The organism is Gottfriedia solisilvae, assembly GCF_002128405.1.
Classification (GTDB): Bacteria; Bacillota; Bacilli; order Bacillales; family Bacillaceae_G; genus Gottfriedia; species Gottfriedia solisilvae.
In genome coordinates, this window is record NZ_NETJ01000005.1 from 1 (window position 1) to 23,584 (window position 23,584).

The 23,584-nt window shown below is 35.6% G+C and carries 19 protein-coding genes, 1 rRNA gene and 1 riboswitch; of the genes, 19 read left to right on the plus strand and 1 reads right to left on the minus strand.

Annotation, left to right across the window (positions count from 1 at the left end; genetic code table 11):
* The 14 genes from rrf to purD form a co-directional block, all read left to right on the plus strand.
* A 5S ribosomal RNA gene (rrf, locus tag CAB05_RS22775) occupies positions 1–76 on the plus strand; the annotation flags it as partial.
* 260 nt (positions 77–336) lie between these two features.
* Positions 337–1,428 carry a PRK06851 family protein gene (locus CAB05_RS22200; RefSeq protein ID WP_088001766.1) on the plus strand — a complete coding sequence of 364 codons (1,092 nt, stop codon included), beginning with the start codon at positions 337–339 and terminating at the stop codon, positions 1,426–1,428.
* 320 nt (positions 1,429–1,748) lie between these two features.
* A riboswitch (purine riboswitch) is annotated at positions 1,749–1,850 on the plus strand.
* A gap of 117 nt (positions 1,851–1,967) precedes the next feature.
* Complete coding sequence (gene purE, locus CAB05_RS16305; protein WP_088001768.1) at positions 1,968–2,453, plus strand: 5-(carboxyamino)imidazole ribonucleotide mutase; 486 nt, start codon at positions 1,968–1,970, stop codon at positions 2,451–2,453.
* Positions 2,450–3,598, plus strand: coding sequence for a 5-(carboxyamino)imidazole ribonucleotide synthase (gene purK / locus CAB05_RS16310; RefSeq protein WP_088001770.1), 1,149 nt, complete (start codon positions 2,450–2,452; stop codon positions 3,596–3,598). Before purE ends, purK begins: the two co-directional genes overlap by 4 nt.
* On the plus strand, positions 3,595–4,890 hold the full coding sequence (purB, locus tag CAB05_RS16315) for an adenylosuccinate lyase (protein WP_088001772.1): 1,296 nt from the start codon (positions 3,595–3,597) through the stop codon (positions 4,888–4,890). The genes purK and purB overlap by 4 nt, the downstream gene beginning before the upstream one ends.
* Before the next feature lie 109 nt (positions 4,891–4,999).
* The gene (gene purC, locus CAB05_RS16320) at positions 5,000–5,722 is read left to right on the plus strand and encodes a phosphoribosylaminoimidazolesuccinocarboxamide synthase (RefSeq protein ID WP_088001774.1); all 723 of its coding nucleotides are present in this window, start codon (positions 5,000–5,002) and stop codon (positions 5,720–5,722) included.
* Complete coding sequence (gene purS / locus CAB05_RS16325) at positions 5,710–5,964, plus strand: phosphoribosylformylglycinamidine synthase subunit PurS (RefSeq protein ID WP_088001776.1); 255 nt, start codon at positions 5,710–5,712, stop codon at positions 5,962–5,964. The genes purC and purS overlap by 13 nt, the downstream gene beginning before the upstream one ends.
* The gene (purQ, locus tag CAB05_RS16330; RefSeq protein WP_088001778.1) at positions 5,961–6,644 is read left to right on the plus strand and encodes a phosphoribosylformylglycinamidine synthase subunit PurQ; all 684 of its coding nucleotides are present in this window, start codon (positions 5,961–5,963) and stop codon (positions 6,642–6,644) included. The genes purS and purQ overlap by 4 nt, the downstream gene beginning before the upstream one ends.
* Positions 6,628–8,850 carry a phosphoribosylformylglycinamidine synthase subunit PurL gene (purL, locus tag CAB05_RS16335; RefSeq protein WP_088001780.1) on the plus strand — a complete coding sequence of 741 codons (2,223 nt, stop codon included), beginning with the start codon at positions 6,628–6,630 and terminating at the stop codon, positions 8,848–8,850. Before purQ ends, purL begins: the two co-directional genes overlap by 17 nt.
* Positions 8,835–10,247, plus strand: coding sequence for an amidophosphoribosyltransferase (purF, locus tag CAB05_RS16340; RefSeq protein WP_088001782.1), 1,413 nt, complete (start codon positions 8,835–8,837; stop codon positions 10,245–10,247). The genes purL and purF overlap by 16 nt, the downstream gene beginning before the upstream one ends.
* A gap of 92 nt (positions 10,248–10,339) precedes the next feature.
* Positions 10,340–11,377, plus strand: coding sequence for a phosphoribosylformylglycinamidine cyclo-ligase (gene purM / locus CAB05_RS16345; RefSeq protein ID WP_088001785.1), 1,038 nt, complete (start codon positions 10,340–10,342; stop codon positions 11,375–11,377).
* The gene (gene purN / locus CAB05_RS16350) at positions 11,377–11,943 is read left to right on the plus strand and encodes a phosphoribosylglycinamide formyltransferase (protein ID WP_088001787.1); all 567 of its coding nucleotides are present in this window, start codon (positions 11,377–11,379) and stop codon (positions 11,941–11,943) included. Before purM ends, purN begins: the two co-directional genes overlap by 1 nt.
* A gap of 50 nt (positions 11,944–11,993) precedes the next feature.
* Entirely contained in the window at positions 11,994–13,529 is a 1,536-nt protein-coding gene (gene purH / locus CAB05_RS16355) for a bifunctional phosphoribosylaminoimidazolecarboxamide formyltransferase/IMP cyclohydrolase (protein WP_088001789.1), read from the plus strand.
* Positions 13,530–13,548: 19 nt separating this feature from the next.
* The gene (gene purD, locus CAB05_RS16360) at positions 13,549–14,814 is read left to right on the plus strand and encodes a phosphoribosylamine--glycine ligase (RefSeq protein ID WP_088001791.1); all 1,266 of its coding nucleotides are present in this window, start codon (positions 13,549–13,551) and stop codon (positions 14,812–14,814) included.
* Between the two features lie 115 nt (positions 14,815–14,929).
* Here purD and CAB05_RS16365 read toward each other — a convergent pair whose 3' ends face one another.
* A complete protein-coding gene (locus tag CAB05_RS16365; protein ID WP_244972783.1) occupies positions 14,930–15,187 on the minus strand; it encodes a YgaP family membrane protein in 258 nt (85 codons plus the stop codon).
* A gap of 264 nt (positions 15,188–15,451) precedes the next feature.
* Between CAB05_RS16365 and pcrB the strand changes: the two genes are divergently transcribed.
* The 5 genes from pcrB (at position 15,452) to pruA (ending at position 23,372) form a co-directional block, all read left to right on the plus strand.
* On the plus strand, positions 15,452–16,150 hold the full coding sequence (pcrB, locus tag CAB05_RS16370) for a heptaprenylglyceryl phosphate synthase (RefSeq protein ID WP_088001793.1): 699 nt from the start codon (positions 15,452–15,454) through the stop codon (positions 16,148–16,150).
* Entirely contained in the window at positions 16,151–18,322 is a 2,172-nt protein-coding gene (gene pcrA, locus CAB05_RS16375; RefSeq protein ID WP_088001795.1) for a DNA helicase PcrA, read from the plus strand.
* Positions 18,323–18,337: 15 nt separating this feature from the next.
* Entirely contained in the window at positions 18,338–20,338 is a 2,001-nt protein-coding gene (ligA, locus tag CAB05_RS16380; protein WP_088001797.1) for an NAD-dependent DNA ligase LigA, read from the plus strand.
* 89 nt (positions 20,339–20,427) lie between these two features.
* Positions 20,428–21,624, plus strand: a complete 1,197-nt coding sequence (locus CAB05_RS16385) for a CamS family sex pheromone protein (RefSeq protein WP_088001799.1) — start codon at positions 20,428–20,430, stop codon at positions 21,622–21,624.
* Between the two features lie 200 nt (positions 21,625–21,824).
* Positions 21,825–23,372 (plus strand): L-glutamate gamma-semialdehyde dehydrogenase, encoded by a 1,548-nt coding sequence (pruA, locus tag CAB05_RS16390; RefSeq protein ID WP_088001801.1) that lies wholly within the window; start codon positions 21,825–21,827, stop codon positions 23,370–23,372.
* The last annotated feature ends 212 nt before the right edge of the window (positions 23,373–23,584 follow it).

Sequence of the window (23,584 nt, forward strand, 5' to 3'; positions counted from 1 at the left end):
CGAACACGGCAGTTAAGCTCTTCAGCGTCGATGGTAGTTGGGGGTTTCCCCCTGTGAGAGTAGAACGTCGCCTGGTAAATGAAAAACATCAGCTATTAAGCTGATGTTTTTTTGTGTTTGTTCCTATTATACTCATAACCGAGAGAGGTCCAGTGAAATTTAGGTGGCAAGTATAATGACCGAATGAAATTTTTCATATCTCACTTAAATAAATGTATACCTGAATGAACAATAACAATGGTCTTATATTTTATGGTAAAGAGTAAATAATATCATTACTAGGCAAACACCCTTCTAAGAGAGTTTACATATGTTAGATTGAACGGAGGGGAATAGATGAGAGGGAAAATTCGTAATTATTATGCAGGTGGCAACACAGCAAAAGGATTTTATAATTTCTATGACTCAGCTTTAGAGGATTTAAACAAATTATATATTCTAAAAGGCGGACCAGGAACAGGTAAATCAACATTGATAAAATCAATTGGAGAGTTCATCGTAAACAAAGGGATAAATATAGAATATTTACATTGCTCTTCAGATACCAAATCTGTTGACGGTGTTATTGTCCCGGAATTTCAAATTGGAATAGTTGATGGAACCGCACCCCATGTAATTGAACCGAAAGCTCCTGGTGTAATTGAAGAATACGTCAATCTAGGTGTCGCATGGAACTCGAAAAAATTATCAGTTCATAAAGAAGCAATATTATCTTTAAATGATGAGATTTCGAGGAAATTTCAAACTGCATATGACACATTTTCAGCTGCACTAAAGGCTCATGATGAAATTGAAGAAATTTATATATCTAATATGGACTTTCAAGAAGCTAATAAACTGACTGATGAACTAAATGAGTTATTCTTTAGTAATGATACTGTATCAAAAGAACCTAAGATAAAGCATAGATTTTTAGGCGCAGCTACTCCAAGTGGTGCAGTTGATTTTATTCAAAATTTAACAGAAGACATTGAAAAACGTTATTTTATTAAAGGTAGAGCAGGTTCCGGTAAATCTACTATGTTAAAGAAAATTGCATCAGTAGGAGAATCAAGAGGGTTTGATATTGAGGTTTATCATTGCGGATTCGATCCGAATAGTCTTGATATGGTGATAATTCCTGAAAAAAGCATAGCAATTTTTGATAGCACTGCTCCACATGAATACTTTCCAGATCGAAAAAATGATGAAATAATTGATATGTATGAAAGATGTATTACACCAGGGACTGATGAGAAATTTTCAAATGAAATTGAAAGAACGACAAAGTCCTATAAAGATAAAATGAAAGAGGCTATATCTTACTTGGCAGAAGTAAAAGTCCTTCGGGATCAGTTAGAAGCGATTTATATTGAAGCCATGGACTTTTCTAAAGTTGATCAAATTCAAAAGGAAATACTTAAAGAAATTATAAGTATAATCGAATAAAAATATATTGTTTGAAAGGGCGTAGACCACATCGGTCACGCCTTTTTAATTTTATTGTGTTGATAGCTTACTGATTTTAAGTTAATGTATAAGTAGCTTCAAAGCGGTAAGTATTTTAATAATTTGTTTAGTGAGAATTTTTTATTTCAAATTTATTAAATAGGATGCAGAAAAGAAGTAATTAGAGAAAAGAATGTGAAAATCATTCATATTCACGTAAAATAGAACATAAAAATAGAGTAAAACACGAACATTAAAATATTTTTTAAATAAAATATTCATATTTATTGAAAAAGGTAACATTAATTGTTACTATAAATATAGGAAGTTTAGCAAAACCTCATATAAAGTTGGGAATATGGCCCAAAAGTTTCTACCTAGTAACCTTAAATTACTAGACTATGAGGGGAAGTTAATCACACGTGTACGTTTATTTGTATGCGCCTAGGTAGATTATCTTTCTCATCATAGAGATAATACTACTCTAGGCTTTTTTTGTGGAAAAAATTAACAGCGATAATTTACTTGGGGGAAAATGGATGAAACCGGTAGTTGGGATCATTATGGGAAGTACAAGTGATTGGGAAACAATGAAAAATGCATGTGATGTATTAGATGAACTAAATATTAGCTATGAAAAACGAGTGGTATCAGCTCATCGTACACCAGATTTAATGTTTGAATATGCAGAAACTGCTAGAGAAAGAGGAATACAAGTAATAATTGCTGGCGCAGGTGGGGCTGCTCATCTACCGGGAATGGTTGCTGCGAAAACAACATTACCCGTAATTGGTGTACCGGTTCAATCTAAAGCTTTAAATGGCTTAGATTCATTACTATCAATCGTACAAATGCCAGGAGGAGTGCCAGTAGCAACAGTAGCAATTGGTAAAGCAGGAGCTACAAATGCTGGATTACTTGCAGCACAAATTATTAGTATTCATGAACAAGAAGTTTATCAAGCGTTAGAATCCCGTCGTGAAAACACACGAAAAGAAGTGACAGAAGGTAGTGTTTTACTATGAATAAAAAAGTAATCTTACCAGGGCAAACAATTGGCATTATCGGCGGTGGACAGTTAGGTAGAATGATGGCGCTTTCTGCAAAAGAAATGGGATATAAAATTGCCGTTTTAGATCCTACGCCAAATTCACCGTGTGGACAAATAGCTGATTTCGAGATAACTGCTGAATACTCTGACTTACAAGCAATTAGTCAGCTCGCGGAATTAAGTGACGTTATAACATATGAATTTGAAAATATAGATGTAAAAGCTTTGGAATATTTAGAAGGAAATTCATATTTACCACAAGGTAGTGAGTTATTGAAGTTAACGAGAAATAGGTTAACAGAGAAGACTGCCATTCAAAATTTAGGCATCCAGGTTGCACCTTTTCGTTTAGTAGAAAATGAGGCTCAATTTTTTGAAGCAATTTCAATAATTGGTTTACCTGCAGTTTTGAAAACAACAACGGGTGGATATGATGGAAAAGGGCAAGTCGTTATAAAATCAGAAGTAGCTTTCGAGGAAGCATTAAGTTTAATTGCTAAACAACAATGTATTCTTGAAGGGTGGGTACCTTTTGAAAAAGAATTGTCAATTATTGTCGCAAGAAATTTAAACGGGGATGTAAATACTTTCCCAATTGCAGAAAATGTTCATTTTAATCAAATACTGCATACATCATCAGTACCAGCAAACATAACAGAATCTGTAAAAAACACTGTTGATCAATATGCAGAAAAAATTGCTAGTTCATTTCATTTAGTGGGTGTTTTGGCAATTGAATTATTTGTTACAAATGATGGACAGGTTTTTGTAAATGAATTAGCTCCACGTCCACATAATTCAGGACATTATAGTATGAATGCGGGCGAGACTTCACAGTTTAATCAACATGTTAGAGCAATATGTAATTTACCTTTAGGTAGTACTGAATTATTAAAACCAGTTGTAATGGTAAACATACTTGGTGAACATGTTGAAGAAGTATTAAAAGTTATGAAGAAAGATAGCACATTAAAAGTTCATCTTTACGGTAAAGAGGAAAGTAAAAAAGGCCGTAAAATGGGACATATTAATATAATGGCAGCAACAACCGAAGAAGCAATGAAAAAAGTAGAAGAGTTAGGGATCTGGAAAAGGAACCCAGTGGAGGTAAATGTATGATTGAACGTTATTCACGCCCAGAAATGGCAGCTATTTGGACAGAAGAAAACAAATTTAAAGCTTGGTTAGAAGTTGAAATCTTAGCTTGTGAAGCGTGGGCTGAATTAGGTGATATTCCAAAAGAGGACGTAAAAGTATTACGTGAGAATGCTTCTTTTGATATCAATAGAATTTATGAGATTGAAAAAGAAACTCGTCATGATGTAGTAGCGTTTACTCGTGCAGTATCAGAAACATTAGGCGATGAGCGTAAATGGGTACATTACGGTTTAACATCTACAGACGTAGTAGATACGGCACTTTCGTATTTATTAAAACAAGCAAATGATATTTTATTTAAAGACATAGAGAATTTTATTGGAATTCTTGAAAATAAAGCAAAAGAACATAAGTATACAGTAATGATGGGACGTACTCATGGTGTTCATGCAGAACCAACTACATTCGGCCTAAAGCTTGCTCTATGGACGGAAGAAATGAAACGTAACTTAGAACGCTTCAAGCATGCTACTGAAAGTGTGCGAGTTGGTAAGATTTCAGGAGCTGTAGGAACATATGCAAATATTCCTCCGTTTGTTGAAGAATATGTATGTGAGAAATTAGGTATTCAAGCTGCACCTATTTCAACTCAAACATTACAACGTGATCGTCATGCACACTATATGTCGACATTATCTTTAATTGCAACATCAATCGAGAAGTTTGCAACTGAAGTACGTGGATTACAAAAAAGTGAAACGCGCGAAGTAGAAGAATTCTTTGCTAAAGGTCAAAAAGGTTCTTCTGCAATGCCTCATAAGCGTAACCCGATTGGTTCTGAAAATATGACAGGGTTAGCACGTGTTATTAGAGGACATATGATTACAGCATATGAAAACGTGTCACTTTGGCATGAAAGAGATATTTCTCATTCATCAGCAGAAAGAATTATCTTACCAGATGCAACAATTCTTTTAAACTATATGTTAAACCGTTTTGGTAATATCGTGAAAAACTTAACTGTTTTCCCTGAAAACATGAAACGCAATATGGATAGAACGTATGGATTGATTTACTCACAACGTGTATTACTTGCTCTAATCGAAAAAGGAATGTCACGTGAAGAGGCTTATGATACAGTTCAACCAAAAGCAATGGAAGCATGGGAAACACAAGTACAATTTAAAGAATTAGTAGAAGCTGAAGAAAAAATTACCTCATTATTAACGAAAGAGGAAATTGCTGATTGCTTCGACTATAGCTACCATTTAAGTCAAGTAGATACAATCTTTGAACGCTTAGGATTAAATTAAGATACATGCGTTTGGCTAGGGTGGATTTATTTTCGACCTTAGCCAAACAAAATAAAAATAGCTAACATTCAATTAAGTGTAGATATAAATTTATGGGGGGCAATGTTTCATGGTAGAGCAAGAATTATTGTATGAAGGTAAAGCTAAGAGAATTTATTCTACAGACAATCCAGAAATTGTACGAGTAAAGTATAAAAATTCTGCGACAGCTTTTAATGGGGAAAAGAAAGCAGAAATAGCTGGTAAAGGTCGTTTAAATAATGAGATTACTAGCTTACTATTTTCAAAGTTAATGGATTCAGGTATAGATACACATTTCGTAGAAAAAACATCAGAGCTTGAACAACTCGTTAAACGAGTAACAATTGTTCCGTTAGAAGTTGTTGTACGAAATATTGTTGCTGGTAGTTTATCTAAACGAATGGGATTAGATGAAGGTGTGGTTTTAGCTAAACCAATCGTTGAATTCTACTATAAACGTGATGACTTAGGAGATCCGATTGTAAATGAAGATCACATCGCATCACTTGAGCTAGCGAAACCTGAAGAACTTCAAACAATTAAAGAAATTGCTCTTCGTGTAAACAATATATTAGTTGATCATTTTAATGAATGTAATGTTCGATTAGTCGATTTTAAATTAGAGTTCGGTAAGTTAAATGATGGCTCAATTTTATTAGCAGACGAAATTTCACCTGATACATGCCGTTTATGGGATAAAGAGACGAACGCAAAGTTTGATAAAGATGTGTTCCGAAGAGATTTAGGGAACTTAACAGATGGATACGAAGAAATTTTAAAACGCTTAGGGGGATTATCATGTTCAAAGTAAGAGTATTCGTTACATTAAGAGAAAGTGTATTAGATCCACAAGGAAACGCAGTGAAAAACGCGCTTCATAGCATGAATTTCAATGAAGTAAATGATGTTCGTATCGGTAAATATATGGAACTTTTAATTGATAAAAATGTAGCTGATTTAGATGCTTCAGTAAAAGAAATGTGTGAAAAATTATTAGCAAACATCGTAATTGAAGATTACCGTTATGAGGTAGAGGAGGTAGTCGCACAGTGAAGTTTGCAGTAATTGTGTTTCCAGGCTCAAATTGTGATGTAGATATGTATCATGCAATAAAAGATGAATTAGGCGAAGAAGTAGAATACGTATGGCATGATTCAACTAATTTAGATGAATTTGACGGTATTTTATTACCAGGTGGTTTCTCATATGGTGATTACTTACGCTCTGGCGCAATTGCAGGTTTTGCCAATGTGATGGAAGCTGTAAAAAAGGCTGCTGCTGAAGGTAAACCAGTATTTGGAGTATGTAATGGATTTCAAATATTAACAGAAGCAGGTCTTTTACCAGGAACGCTTCGACGTAATGAGAAATTAAAATTTATGTGTGGCCAAGTAGAATTAGTTGTTGAAAACAATGAAACGATGTTTACAACTGGTTATGAAAAAGGTCAAGTGATCACTGTACCAATCGCACATGGTGAAGGAAATTACTATTGCGACAATGAAACATATGAATCTCTTAAAAATAATAATCAGATTATTTTCCGTTATCAAAATAATCCGAATGGTAGTTTAGATGATATTGCAGGTATTGTAAATGAAAAAGGAAATGTTTTAGGAATGATGCCACATCCTGAGCGTGCAGTAGATACTTTGTTAGGCAGCGCTGATGGACTTCAACTATTTCGTTCGATTGTAAGAAACTGGAGGGAAAACCATGTCGTTACTTCTTGAGCCAAACCCAATGCAAATTGAAGAAGAAAGAATTTATGCCACTATGGGCTTAACAGATGAAGAGTTCCAATTAATTAAATCAATTATTGGTCGTGGACCAAATTATACTGAACTTGGATTATTCTCTGTAATGTGGTCAGAACATTGTAGCTATAAAAATTCTAAACCTCTATTACGTAAATTCCCTATAAGCGGAGAGCACGTTTTACAAGGACCAGGTGAAGGTGCAGGTATTGTTGATATTGGTGATGAGCAAGCAGTTGTATTTAAAATTGAAAGTCATAATCATCCATCAGCAATTGAACCTTACCAAGGGGCTGCTACTGGAGTAGGTGGAATTATTCGTGATGTATTCTCAATGGGTGCACGACCTGTTGCTCTTCTGAACTCTTTACGTTTTGGTGAATTAGAAACACCTAGAGTAAAGTATTTATTCGAAGAAGTAGTGGCTGGAATCGCAGGTTATGGTAACTGTATTGGAATTCCAACTGTTGGCGGAGAAGTAAATTTTGATCCTTGTTATGAAGGAAATCCTTTAGTAAATGCAATGTGCGTTGGCTTAATTAATCATAAAGACATTAAAAAAGGTCAGGCTCATGGTGTAGGAAACACTGTTATGTACGTTGGTGCATCAACAGGTCGCGACGGTATTCATGGCGCAACATTTGCTTCAGAAGAATTATCAGATGCATCTGAAGAGAAACGTCCAGCGGTTCAAGTGGGTGATCCATTCATGGAAAAACTATTACTTGAAGCATGTTTAGAGGTTGTTCAAAATGATGCGCTTGTTGGTATCCAGGACATGGGTGCAGCAGGACTGACATCTTCATCTGCAGAAATGGCTTCAAAAGCTGGTATGGGTATCGAGATGAATCTTGACTTAGTTCCTCAACGTGAAGCGGGTATGACTGCTTACGAAATGATGTTATCTGAATCTCAAGAGCGTATGTTACTTGTTGTAGAAAAAGGAAGAGAAAATGAAATTGTAGAGTTATTCGAAAAATATGATCTACACGCTGTATCTGTTGGACGTGTAACGGATGACAAAATGCTTCGATTACTTCATAACGGAGAAGTTGTTGCAGAATTACCAGTTGACGCTTTAGCAGAAGAAGCACCAGTATATCATAAACCATCTACAGAGCCTGCTTATTATGGTGAGTTCCAAGCGATGGAAAACTATGTTCCTGAGTTGAAAGATTCAAAAGAAACATTAAAACAATTACTAGCTCAACCTACAATCGCAAGTAAAGAGTGGGTTTACGGACAGTATGACTATATGGTAAGAACAAACACTGTAGTGGCACCTGGTTCTGATGCAGCTGTAATTCGAATTCGTGATACGAAAAAAGCTCTTGCAATGACGACAGATTGTAATGCACGTTATCTATATTTAGATCCAGAAGTTGGTGGCAAAATTGCTGTTGCTGAAGCAGCACGTAATGTTATTTGTTCAGGTGCTCGTCCTCTAGCAATAACTGACTGCTTAAACTTTGGAAATCCAGAAAAGCCTGAAATTTTCTGGCAGTTAGAAAAAGCAACTGACGGCATGAGCGATGCTTGTAATGTATTAAGTACACCTGTTATCGGTGGAAATGTATCACTTTACAATGAAACGAATGGCGAAGCAGTTTATCCAACACCTGTAGTAGGTATGGTTGGATTAATTGAAGACATTGATCATATTACAACACAGCATTTTAAAACTGCTGGTGATTTAATTTATGTAATTGGTGAAACGAAAGAAGAATTTGGTGGCAGTGAGCTACAAAAGCTTTTAAATGCTGGAAAGATCTTCGGTAAAGCACCAAGTATTGATTTAACAGTTGAGTCAAAACGACAAGAACAAATTCTTGCAGCGATTCAAGCAGGTGTTGTTGCATCAGCTCATGATATCTCTGAAGGTGGACTTGGTGTTGCAATTGCTGAAAGTACATTTGGTCCAACAAGTGTAGGGGCAAATATTTCAATTGAAGGTAATGAGGTAGCTGCATTATTTAGTGAAACACAATCTCGTTTCTTACTTTCTGTTAAACCAGAGCATAAGGCACAATTTGAAGCGATGGTTGAAGCGAAATTAATTGGTACAGTTACAGAAGAAACTTCAGTTACTATCCGCAATCAACAAAATGAAACGGTTCTTCATGCTTCTGTTGAGGAATTAAAACAGTCTTGGAAAGAGGCGATCCCATGTTTGCTGAAATAAAAGGGTTAAATGAAGAATGTGGAATATTTGGAATTTGGGGGCATACTGATGCTGCCCAAATTTCCTACTATGGTCTTCACAGTCTGCAGCATAGAGGCCAAGAAGGTGCAGGTATTGTTGTAACTGATGGTCAGAAACTTGAAGGTGCAAAAGGCTTAGGTTTAATCACTGAAGTTTTCAGTAAAGGTCAATTAAATGACTTAAATGGAAAAGCAGCAATCGGTCATGTGCGCTATGCAACTGCAGGTGGTGGAGGGTATGAAAACGTTCAACCACTTTTATTTCAATCGCACACAGGCGGACTTGCACTTGCTCATAATGGAAATCTAGTTAATGCGAATAGATTAAGAAAAGATTTAGAAATGCAAGGTAGTATATTCCAAACTACATCTGATACAGAGGTTCTTGCCCATTTAATCAAACGAAATGGTTCAGCACCATTAAAAGATTGCATAAAAGCATCTTTAAATATGATTAAAGGAGCATTTGCTTATTTAGTACTAACTGAAGATGCAATGTATGTTGCATTAGATCCAAATGGATTTAGACCTTTAGCTTTAGCCAAATTAGGTGATGCTTATGTAGTAGCTTCTGAAACATGTGCTTTTGACGTTGTAGGTGCTAAATATATTCGCGATATTAATCCTGGAGAATTATTAATTATCTCTGATGAAGGAATCGAATCAGATCAATTTACTTCTACAATCGATCACACAATTTGTAGCATGGAGTATATTTACTTCTCACGTCCTGATAGCAATATTGATAATATCAATGTTCATGCTGCTCGTAAAAACATGGGAAGAGTATTGGCAAATGAGTCTCCAGTTGAGGCTGATGTTGTCATTGGTGTTCCTGATTCAAGTATATCAGCGGCTATTGGTTATGCAGAAGAATCTGGCATCCCATATGAAATTGGTTTGATTAAAAATAGATATGTTGGACGTACGTTTATCCAGCCTTCTCAGGAACTTCGTGAGCAAGGTGTAAAAATGAAGCTTTCACCAGTTCGTTCAATTGTTGAAGGTAAACGAGTTGTAATGGTTGATGATTCGATTGTTCGTGGTACGACTAGCCGAAGAATCGTACAAATGCTTCGCGATGCGGGAGCTAGTGAAGTACATGTTCGAATCGGTGCACCACCTATTAAAAACCCTTGCTACTACGGAATTGATACTTCAACTAGAGAAGAGTTAATCGCTGCTTCTAAAACAGTTGCAGAAATGTGTGAAGAAATTGGAGCAGACACACTTGAATTTATTAGTTTAGAAGGCTTATTAGGTGCTATTGGTCGAAACCATGCAGGACCAACAAGAGGTCAATGTACAGCATGCTTTACTGGATGCTATCCTACAGTGATTTATGATGAAAATGAGCTAGTACATTCTCACAATTAATAGAAATACCGTTAAGACAAATTAGAGGCGGCGAGCAAAAGTCGTCGCCTTTCTTGAATATATTTATGAGGAACGAGAGGGGAAATCATCACATGGCGAATGCATATAAACAAGCTGGTGTAGATATTGAAGCTGGTTATGAAGCAGTCAACAGAATGAAAAAACACGTTCAAAAAACAATGCGTCAAGAAGTACTTGGTGGTTTAGGTGGATTTGGAGGAATGTTCGATTTATCCAAGTTCAATTATAAGGAGCCGGTTCTTGTATCAGGAACTGACGGAGTTGGAACAAAATTAAAGTTAGCATTCCAAATGGACCGTCACGATACGATAGGCATTGATGCAGTCGCGATGTGTGTGAATGATATAGTTGTTCAAGGAGCAGAGCCATTATTTTTCCTTGATTATTTAGCTGTAGGAAAAGCAGTGCCTGAGAGAATTGAACATATTGTAAAAGGTGTTTCAGAAGGTTGTATTCAAGCAGGTTGTTCTTTAATTGGAGGAGAAACTGCAGAAATGCCAGGTATGTACCCAGAAGATGAATATGATATTGCAGGATTTGCTGTTGGGATTGCAGATAAATCTAAGTTGGTTACAGGACAAAACATTCAAGCAGGTGACATTCTTCTAGGTATTTCTTCAAATGGTATTCATAGTAATGGTTATTCGCTAGTTCGTAAAGTGCTATTAGAAAAAGGTGGATACACTCTTGATCAACACATTGATCAACTTGGACATACATTAGGTGAAGAATTACTTCGTCCTACAAAAATTTATGTAAAACCAATCTTAAATGTGCTGAAAAACTTTGAGATTAATGGAATGGCTCATATTACTGGTGGAGGATTTATTGAAAATATTCCTAGAATGCTTCCAAAAGGTATCGGTGCAGAAATTGACTATGGTTCATGGCCAATCCAACCAATTTTTGATCTTTTAGAAGAAACTGGTGAACTAAAGCGCGAAGAAATGTTTAATATTTTTAATATGGGAATTGGAATGGTACTGGCAATTAAAGAGGAAAACTTACATGACATTATTAATCTATTAGAAGAATCTGATGAAAAAGTTTTCATCATTGGTAGAACGAATGCAGGTGAAGGCGTCACTTTTGGTGGAGGTTCACTGTAATGAAAAACATTGCCGTATTTGCTTCAGGAAATGGCAGCAACTTTCAAGCAATTCTTGATGCGACTAGGAGCGGAGAATTAAACGCAACAATTCAATTGCTAGTATGTGATCGTCAAAATGCTTATTGTATACAAAGAGCAGAAGAAGCGAATATTCCTTCGTTTGTCTTTACTGCCAAACAATATGAATCAAAAGAACATTACGAAGCAGAAGTGATCTCTCATTTAAAAGAGCTAAATGTCGAATTTATCATTTTAGCAGGTTATATGAGATTGATTGGTCCGACAATTTTAGACGCATTTCCCGGGAAAATCGTTAATATTCATCCTTCATTTCTGCCTTTATTTCCTGGAAAAGACGCAATCGGTCAAGCTTTGCTTGCTAATGTCGAATCGACAGGCGTTACGGTACATTATGTTGATGAAGGTATGGATACTGGTCCAATTATTGCTCAAGAAAAGATCATAATTGATAAAGATGAAACAAAAGAATCGTTAGAAAAAAAGGTGCACGATATCGAGCATGTTTTATATGTGGATACATTAAAGAAGTTATTTAATCAATAGAATGATATTTTAATAGATAAAATGAATTCTTACATTTGGGGGCTTATAACATGAAAAAACGTGCTTTAGTTAGCGTATCAGATAAACAAGGTATCATTGAATTTGTAAGTGGATTAATAAAACAAGATTTCGAGGTTATTTCTACAGGTGGTACTTATCAATTATTAAAAGAAGCAGGCTTAGATGTGATCGGTATTTCCGAGGTTACGAATTTCCCAGAAATTATGGATGGTCGAGTAAAAACATTGCATCCATCAATACATGGTGGACTTTTAGGCGTACGTTCAAATGAAGAGCATATGCGCCAAATGAATGAGCTTGGTATTCAACCGATTGATTTAGTATGTGTAAACTTATATCCATTTAAAGAAACAATTATGAAACCTGATGTTACATTTGAAGATGCAATTGAAAATATCGATATCGGTGGCCCAACAATGCTACGCTCTGCAGCGAAAAATCATGAATTTGTATCTGTAGTAGTAGACCCAACTGATTATGATGTGATTTTAACAGAATTAGCTAATCAAAGTGTTGTTTCACTTGAAACGAATCGTCGATTAGCTGCAAAAGTATTCCGTCATACAGCGGCATATGATTCATTAATCTCAAACTATTTAACTGAGCAAGTTGGGGAAGAAAATCCTGAGAGCTATACAGTGACATATGAATTAAAGCAATCTTTACGATATGGTGAGAATCCTCATCAAAATGCAACGTTTTATCGTGCACCAATGCCAACAACTTCATCAATAGCTTATGCTACTCAATTACATGGCAAAGAACTTTCATACAATAATATTAATGATGCGAATGAAGCATTAAATATTGTGCGTGAATTTTCAAACCCAGCGGTTGTAGCTGTAAAGCATATGAATCCATGCGGTGTTGGAGAAGGAACAACAATTGAAGAAGCTTACGATCGTGCATATGCAGCAGATCCAGTATCAATTTTTGGTGGAATTATTGCGGCTAATCATGAAATCGATGGTGCAACAGCTAAAAAATTACATGAGTTATTTTTAGAGATTATTATCGCTCCTTCTTTTAGTGAAGAAGCATTAGAAATTCTTACAAGTAAAAAGAATTTACGCTTATTAACAGTTGATTTCGAAACGAAACCAACATTTGCACCTAAATTAACAACTGTACATGGTGGTCTACTTCGTCAAGATATGGATACTTTTGGTTTTGAAGATGCAACAATTACAGTACCTACAAAGCGTCAACCTACTGATGAAGAGTGGGAGAATTTAAAGCTAGGCTGGAAAGTTGTAAAGCATGTTAAATCGAATGCGATCGTATTAGCAAAAGACCATATGACAATTGGTGTGGGTGCTGGTCAAATGAATCGTGTTGGAGCTGCAAATATTGCAATTGAACAAGCTGGTGAAAACGCAAAAGGTTCTGCTTTAGCTTCTGATGCATTTTTCCCAATGAGTGATACTGTTGAAGCAGCTGCTAAAGCAGGTATTACAGCAATCATTCAACCAGGTGGATCAATTCGTGATGAAGATTCAATTAAAAAAGCTGATGAATACGGCATTACAATGGTCTTTACAGGGGTACGTCACTTTAAACATTAATAGATGAGGAGATGACAAGATGAAAGTATTAGTCATTGGTCGCGGTGGCCGAGAGCATACAATTGCTTGGAAGGTAAATCAATCAGAGAACGTAACAGATGTATTTGTTGCTCCAGGAAACGATGGAATGATTGATATAGCAAAGCTTGTCAATATTGATGAGGGTGATCATGAAGCCTTAATCGCTTTTGCTAAAGAAGAGAAAATCGATTTAACAATTGTAGGTCCTGAAGTTCCTTTAATGAATGGAATCGTAAATGAGTTTCGTAAAGAGAATTTACAGATTTTTGGACCAACAAAAGAAGCAGCGATTATTGAAGGTAGTAAAAGTTTTACGAAGGATTTAATGAAAAAATATAATATACCAACTGCTGCTTATGAAACGTTTACGAACTTTGAAGATGCAAAATCATACGTTGAAAAGATTGGTGCTCCAATTGTTATTAAAGCAGATGGATTGGCAGCTGGTAAGGGTGTAGTCGTTGCTATGACAATAGAAGAGGCAGTAGTTAGTCTTCACGATATGCTTTTAGATGATAAATACGGTGATGCAAGTGCATCTGTAGTAATTGAAGAGTATCTAGAAGGTGAAGAATTCTCACTAATGTCATTTGTTCATGGAACAAAAGTATATCCAATGGTTATCGCACAAGATCATAAGCGTGCTTACGATGGAGATAAAGGGCCGAATACCGGTGGAATGGGTGCATATTCACCAGTACCGCAAATTCCTCAATCAATCGTAGAGCAATCCTTACAAGAAATTGTCCTTCCTGTTGCTGAAGCGATGATTCAGGAAGAACGTGAATTTACAGGTATTTTATATGCAGGTCTAATGTTAACAACTGCGGGTCCAAAGGTAATTGAATTTAATGCAAGATTTGGTGACCCAGAAACAGAAGTTGTATTACCTCGTTTAGAAAGTGATCTAGCAGAAGTCATGCTAGCTATCTTAAATAATGAAGAAATTGAACTGAAATGGTCGGAGGAAGCAGTTGTTGGTGTAGTACTTGCTGCGAATGGATATCCGGAAGTACCTGAAAAAGGTGCCGTCATTAACGGACTTCAAGCAGTTAGTGATCAAACGATGATCTTTCATGCTGGTACAAAGCTTGAAAACAATGAATATGTTACAAACGGTGGAAGAGTATTAATTGTTGCCCATAGCGGAGCTTCCATTAATGAAGCATGTGACAAGGTGTATGATCAAATTAATAACATCCAATCAACTGGCTTATTCTACCGTCATGATATAGCTCATAAAGCGCTAAAAGTAAATAACTAAATAATGTACGTTTTTAATACAAAAAGGGTCGTCATTTGACGTCCCTTTTTGCATTATATAGAACTAATGTTCTTGTTTTGTCTATACATTCATAATTAGTTTTGATAAACTATTTTTATGAAGGTTGGATATATTCTTCGATAGAATCTTCCTCATTATGTTTTTCCACCATTATCATACATTTTTTACAAAATGCAGTCATAGGGCAAAAACGTAAAATTCCTTCTGCAACTTTCATTGCGCCAATTATGATTAAAATGAGTACAGAATTACTACATCTTCTTTTTGAAAGTTTTGCTGTGCCATAAGCTAATATAGTCAATCCGGCTGTAATTCGCAGTAATGAATTCATTAAACTAATATTTGGTCTCAACCTAACAATCCCCTTATAATAAGAATCAGTGACTAAATTCTATTTGAAAATCACTTATTACCATTTTTCCCTTTAATTGTTCCATTATCAGAGGAAACAATTTTCAACACTTCCTAATTTAGGGTAAGAAGGGTTACTTTTCCTTTTTAATAAGATACAATACATTTATGTTTTCTTAACCTACCTAAAACACGAAAAATAAGACAAGAATAGATAAATAAAATAAATGAAGAAATGAATGAAAATAAATCGAGGAGGAACAAAATGTACGATTATACACAATGGAATCACATATTTAAATTAGACCCTAACAAGGACATTACAGATGAAGAATTAGAACTAATTTGCGAATCGGGAACGGATGCAATACTAGTAGGTGGGACTGATGGGGTTACTTTAGATGATACATTATCACTTTTAGTAAGAATTCGTCGCTACGCAGTTCCTTGTATACTTGAAGTTTCAAATTTGGAAGCAGTGACCCCGGGATATGATTTTTACTTTATCCCAACTGTTTTAAATAGTACGGATCCGAAGTGGATTGTTGGCATGCACCAGCAAGCGATGAAGGAATTTGGTCACTTAATACATGCAGAAGAATTAGTAATGGAAGGATACTGTATATTAAATAAGAATTGTAAAGCAGCTGAGCTAACAAAGTCTGATACGGATCTTTCTATAGAAGATATCGTTGCCTATGCAGAAGTGGCAGAAACCTTACTTAAATTACCTATTTTTTATTTAGAATACAGCGGAACATTTGGACCTATCGAAGTAGTCGAAGAGGTATCAAAGGTTGTAAGTCAAACAAAGTTATTTTATGGTGGTGGCATATCGACTCAAAAACAAGCGGAAGAAGTAAGTCAATATGCAGATACAATTGTAGTTGGAAACATTATTTATGAAAATTTACAAGAGGCTTTACTTACGGTGAAAGCTGTAAAAAAAGGAGCGACAAAATAAATGAAAACAGCAGAAGAATTATTACATGGACTAAATCCAATGCAAAAAGAAGCAGTAAAAACGGTGAATGGTCCACTTTTAATTATGGCAGGTGCCGGTTCGGGTAAAACGAGAGTGCTTACTCATCGTATTGCATATTTGCTAGGAGAAAAAACTGTCGCTCCATGGAATATATTAGCTATAACGTTTACAAATAAAGCAGCTAGAGAGATGCAAGAGCGTATTTATAAACTAGTTGGTAAGGATGCAGAAGATATTTGGGTATCAACTTTCCACTCAATGTGTGTACGTATTCTTCGAAGAGATATTGATCGAATTGGGATTAATAGAAGTTTTTCTATTTTAGATACAACAGATCAACTAACTGTTATCAAAAACATCTTAAAAGAGAAAAACCTAGACGCAAAGAAATTTGATCCTCGTGCTATTTTGGGGTCAATCAGTAGCGCGAAAAATGAATTACAAACTGCGGCTGATTATTCAAGAGATGCATTTACGCCATTTGAAAAAGTAATTGGTGAAATCTACGCAGCTTATCAAGACCGCTTACGTAAAAATCATTCATTAGACTTTGATGATTTAATTATGATGACAATTACATTATTTGAGCGCGTACCTGAGGTTCTTCACTATTATCAAAGGAAATTTCAATATATTCATGTGGATGAGTATCAAGATACGAACCATGCTCAGTATAAGATTGTAAAAATGCTTGCAGAGCAATATAAAAATATTTGTGTTGTTGGTGATTCGGATCAGTCAATTTATCGCTGGCGTGGGGCAGATATCTCAAATATTCTTTCATTTGAGAAGGATTATGATAATGCCCAAGTGATTCTGTTAGAGCAAAATTATCGTTCTACTCAAACGATTCTAGATGCTGCAAATGCAGTCATTACAAACAATTCAAATCGTAAACCTAAAAAATTATGGACTGAAAATGGACAAGGAAATCCAATCCATTATTTTAGAGCTGCTTCAGAACAGGAGGAAGGCCATTTTATTGCTGGGAAACTAGCTGAATGGAAAAACCAACGCGTACATCAACTAAGCGATGTAGCCATTTTATACCGTACAAATGCGCAATCTCGTGCAATGGAGGAAGTTTTAGTCAAATCAAACATTCCTTATCGTATGGTTGGCGGAGTAAAGTTCTATGATCGTAAAGAGATTAAAGACGTTTTAGCTTATTTACGTTTTATCGCAAACCCAAATGATGAAATTAGTTTTTCGAGAATTATAAATGTACCAAAACGTGGTGTAGGTGCAGCATCTGTAGATAAGGTTATTAATTATAGTATTGCAAATGATCTTTCACTATCTGATACATTGGAGCAAATTGATTTTGTTGGTTTAAGTGCGAAAATCACAAATGCCATAGGTGAGTTCCATAAAATGACGAAAAATTGGCAGCAAATGCAGGAGTATTTATCAGTTACAGAGCTTGTTGAAGAGGTTCTTGAAAAAACTGGCTATATTCAAATGTTAAAAGATGAAAATACAATTGAATCTGCTTCACGAATTGAGAATATTGAAGAGTTCTTAACCGTAACAAATGCATTTGAAGAGAGCAGTGAAGACAAAAGTCTAGTTTCATTTTTAACTGATTTAGCCTTGGTGTCTGATATTGATCAAGCTGATAAAGAAGAAGAAGCGACTGATGAAGTTATTTTAATGACCCTACATTCAGCGAAAGGTTTAGAATTCCCAGTAGTCTTTTTAATTGGTTTGGAAGAAGGTATTTTCCCTCATAGTCGTTCTCTAATGGATGAAGAAGAGATGGAAGAGGAACGAAGACTTGCTTATGTAGGAATTACACGTGCTGAAAAGCAGCTCTATATAACGAATGCTCAAACACGTACACTTTATGGGCGTACAAGTGTGAACCAAGAATCGCGATTTATTAATGAAATTCCTGAAGAATTATTAGATCGTGCGAACAAAAAGGTTGCAACAGAACGACGCACGATCTCTAAACCTGTTATGAAAACAACAGGCGGGGAATCATTAGGATGGCGTGTAGGCGATAAGGCTTCTCATGGCAAATGGGGTACTGGTACAGTAGTTAGTGTTAAAGGTGAAGGCGAAGCGATGGAACTGGATATTGCATTTCCAAGTCCAACCGGTATAAAACGTTTATTAGCAAAATTTGCTCCAATTACGAAAGCATAGAAGGAGTGGTAACTCGTGGATCAAGGCATTATTGATAAAATTGAGAAGTTAAGAAGTGAATTAAGTCAATACAACTATGAATATCACGTATTAGATAATCCGTCTGTACCAGATACAGAATATGACATGCTACTACATGAATTAATTCGCTTAGAGGAGCAATACCCAGAACTTGTTACTGCCGATTCTCCAACTCAACGTATTGGTGGGCAGGCAATCGATTTGTTTGAGAAAGTAGTTCATACTTATCCAATGTTAAGTTTAGGAAATGCTTTTAATGAAGGTGACTTAAAAGACTTTGATCAACGTGTAAAACAGGACGTTGATCAAATTTCCTATGTTTGTGAATTAAAAATAGATGGATTAGCCGTTTCACTTCATTATGAAAATGGTATGTTCATTAAAGGAGCAACCCGCGGAGACGGAAGTGTTGGTGAGGATATTACTCACAATTTAAAAACAATCAAAGCTATTCCTTTAAAGCTTTCTGAGCCAGTAACGATGGAAGTTCGTGGAGAAGCGTTCATGCCAAAAGCTAGCTTTGAAAAAGTAAATGAACAGCGTGAGAAAAATGGGGAAGAATTGTTTGCAAATCCACGTAATGCTGCAGCTGGATCTTTAAGACAATTAGATCCTAAAATAGTAGCGAAGCGAGATTTATCTTTCTTTGTTTACGGTATTCCAAATGCTGAAGAATTTTCAATTCAAAAGCATAGTGAAGCTTTAGACTATTTACAAAAACTTGGTTTCAAAACAAATACATTTCGAAAAACATGCAATTCAATAGATGAAGTAATTGAATACATTGAAAACTGGAAAGAGAAGCGTCCAACATTACCATATGAAATCGACGGAATTGTTATCAAGGTTGATGAATATTCTACACAAAAGAAGCTTGGGACAACTGCTAAAGTACCAAGATGGGCGATTGCATTTAAATTTCCAGCTGAAGAAGTGATTACAAAGCTAGTTGATATTGAATTGAGCGTAGGAAGAACTGGCGTGGTAACACCTACAGCTATTCTTGAGCCGGTTCGAGTGGCGGGTACAGTTGTAAAACGTGCTTCATTGCACAACGAAGATTTAATTAAAGAGAAAGATATACGTATTGGAGATACAGTTGTTATTCGCAAAGCTGGAGATATAATTCCTGAAGTCGTTAATGTATTATTAGATCGTCGCACAGGCGAAGAACAGCCTTTCTCTATGCCAACTCATTGCCCTTCATGTGAGCATGAACTAGTCAGAATTGCAGGTGAGGTAGCGCTTCGTTGTGTAAACCCATTTTGTCCTTCACAAATAAGAGAAGGATTAATACATTTTGCATCCCGTGACGCAATGAATATTGATGGATTAGGTGAAAGAGTTGTTGCGCAATTATTTGAAGCGAAACTGATTACTACTTTTACAGATCTTTATAAATTAACAAAAGAACAATTATTATCATTAGAACGTTTTGGTGAAAAGTCAGCGGATAAATTAATTTCGGCAATTCATATTTCAAAAGAAAATTCATTAGAAAAATTATTATTTGGTTTAGGAATTCGACATGTTGGTGCGAAAGCAGCGAAAACATTAGCACAGCATTTCCACTCAATTGATCAATTAATGGCAGCATCTGTAGAGGAAATCAGAACGATTAATGAGATTGGTGATAAGATGGCTCAATCGATTAATGAGTATTTTTCTAAAGATGAAGTTAAAGAGTTAATAGAAACATTTAAAACGCTTGGGGTAAATACTGAATATAAAGGGATTTTAATTGAAAATATAGATACAAATTCTCTTTTTGCTGGTAAAACAGTCGTATTAACTGGTAAGCTAGAACAGATGACTAGAAGTGAAGCTAAAAAGCAGTTAGAAGCACTTGGCGCTAAAGTAGCTGGTAGTGTTAGTAAGAGTACTGATTTAGTAATTGCAGGTGAAGCAGCAGGTTCAAAGCTTGATGCAGCACGTAAGCTAAATATTGAAGTTTGGGATGAAGAGCGAATGATTAAGGAGCTTCAACCACAGTAATACTCTTTTAGCAAGCAACTAGAGGACAAAACTTCTTATTATCAATTTAATAAAAAGTCGTTCACTTAATAAATAAGAGGTGTGAGTAAATGAAAACACGAATAGGGCTACTCCTATGTTGTTTTTCTCTCATCTTATCTGGATGTTCGTTATCATTAAAGAATGAAGATAAGGTTGTACAAGAGAGCAGCAATAATAAAAAAGGGGAAGACGCAATTATACCCCGTTATTCAATTTCAAATGATTATTATAAAACGATCCTTCCGTTTAAGCCTAGTAAAACTAGAGGTGCAGTTGTATCGAATGTTGAGAACCGCCTTGATATAAATGAGTTTGAAATGGGATTAATGCGAATTGTACAAGATCAGTATTCTACAGATGATTATTTATATCAAGAAGGTCAATTACTGGAGAAAAAAACGGTTGAATCATGGTTAAAAAGAAAATATACTTCTGGCCAATTAAAAGAGGCAGAGAAGTCAGCTAGAAAAATTAATGTTAATGCTACAGTTGTTAACGATGGACTGAATCCAATTGAAAGTAATGCTAAATCTGAAGATGCGAAAGCTAAAGCAGCTCCTATCTATTTAAATCATATTTTAGAACAAGATTACTTGAAAAAAAGTGGTAAAGAAGTCAAAATCGAAGGCGTAGCAATTGGACTTGCAATGAATTCGTATTATTACTACCAGGAAGAGCATGGTTATCCTAGAGAGATGGAAATTAAAAAGGATGTCATGTTAAAACAAGGACGTGCAATGGCGCAAGAAATCTTAACTAGATTACGTAAAATGGATGAGTTTAAAGATATTCCAATTACATTTGCTATATTCCGCCAACAAAGTCAATCTTCAGTAGTACCTGGATCATTTGTTGCAAAGGCATCAGTTTCTGGAAATGAAAGTGCGATTAGTGGTTGGGATAATATAAATGAAAAATATTATTTATTCCCATCATCTGCAGCAACTGCAGATCACCGAGATGACGCAATGAAAATGGTGAATTTTAAATCAGATATAGAAAATTATTTTCCTAATTATACTGGTGTTGTAGGCACAGGATTTTATAAAGATAATGAATTAATACAACTAAAAATTGATATACCTATGCAATTCTATAGTAAGGCAGAAGTTATTGCTTTTACCCAATATGTAGCTGGGCTAATGATGGATCATTTCCCTTCATATCTAAAGGTTGAGACGAATGTGTTCTCGGCAAATGGACAAGAAGCTTTAATCGTAAAAGAGGTAGACGCGAAAGAACCTAGTGTGCATATTTATAATTAAAAGGAAGATTTCGACTCTTCCTTTTTTTTATTTTTGGCGCTAAATCTGTAAGCGTTTCCTATTTGAAGTATATATAGGAATAATGTATTATGTTATTGTGAGCTTTTTTAGAAGTTAATTTTGGCATTTAATTTTGAAAAATAGTTCAATTTTATATTTTTCAAATTGTATGCTATTTAAATTAAAGGGGGATTTATTCAATGGTTATACCTTACAAACATGAGCCATTTACAAACTTTGGCTTAGAGGAAAATCAAGAACAATACAATCAAGGATTAGCAAAAGTTTCATCTTATTTAGGTGAAAAATATCCACTTATCATTGGTGGAGAGCGTATCTTTACAGAAGAACAAATCGTTTCTGTAAATCCTTCAAATCATAAAGAAGTAATTGGTTCTGTATCAAAAGCTAGCCGTGAATTAGCTGAAAAAGCAATGCAAATTGCTGATACAACTTTTAATACATGGAAAAAAGTAAAACCTGAAGTTCGTGCTGATATTTTATTCCGTGCGGCAGCAATCATTCGTCGTCGTAAACACGAATTCTCAGCTTTATTAACAAAAGAAGCTGGTAAACCTTGGAATGAAGCAGATGCTGATACAGCTGAAGCTATTGATTTCTTAGAATTCTATGCTCGTCAAATGCTTCAATTAAAAGATGGTATTCCAGTAGAAAGCCGTCCAGGTGAATATAACCGTTTCAACTACATTCCATTAGGAGTAGGTGTTGTTATTTCTCCATGGAACTTCCCATTCGCTATCATGGCTGGTACAACAGTAGCTGCAGTAGTAACTGGTAACACAGTTCTATTAAAACCTGCAAGTACGACTCCAGTTGTAGCTTACAAGTTCCTTGAAGTATTAGAAGAAGCTGGATTACCTGCTGGAGTTGTAAACTTCGTACCAGGTAGCGGAGCTGAAGTAGGAGATTACTTAGTTGATCACCCGCGTACTCGTTTCATCAGCTTCACAGGTTCTAAAGAAGTAGGTATTCGTATTTACGAACGTGCTGCTAAAGTTAACCCAGGTCAAATCTGGTTAAAACGTGTTATCGCGGAAATGGGCGGTAAAGACACAATGGTAGTTGATAAAGAAGCTGATTTAGAATTAGCTGCTAAATCAATCGTTTCATCTGCATTTGGTTTCTCAGGTCAAAAATGTTCTGCATGTTCTCGTGCTGTTATTCACCAAGATGTGTATGATCAAGTACTTGCTCGTGCAATCGAATTAACAAACGAATTAACAGTTGGTAACCCAGAAGACCGTACAACTTACATGGGTCCTGTTAATGACCAAGCTGCATTCAACAAAGTAATGAGCTATGTTCAAATCGGACGTGAAGAAGGACGAGTAGTAACTGGTGGAGAAGGAGACGATTCTACTGGTTGGTTCATTAAACCAACAATCGTTGCTGACGTTAAAGAAGATGCTCGTTTAATGAAAGAAGAAATCTTTGGACCAGTTGTTGCATTCTGTAAAGCTAAAGACTTTGATCATGCTTTAGAAATTGCAAACAACACTGAGTATGGTTTAACAGGTGCTGTTATTTCAAACAACCGTGCAAACATCGAAAAAGCTCGTGAAGATTTCCATGCTGGTAACCTTTACTTCAACCGTGGATGTACTGGTGCAATCGTTGGATACCAACCATTTGGTGGATTCAACATGTCAGGAACAGATTCAAAAGCTGGTGGCCCTGACTACTTAGTACTTCACATGCAAGGTAAAACAACTTCAGAAATGCTTTAATACTGAATATACAAAAGGCACGATCTTCTTGGATTCAATCCAAGAAGGTCATGCCTTTTTTTGTTTTGCATATATCTAAAAGAATTTTTGGGATTTGAAACTACAAAGACAGAGGTTGATATCTACGGAAGGTGCCAGACTCATGTTGGAGATGCAGCAAGCTAAAGATCCTGCTGGTCAATCAAGATAAGCAAGGTAAAATCACGACATAC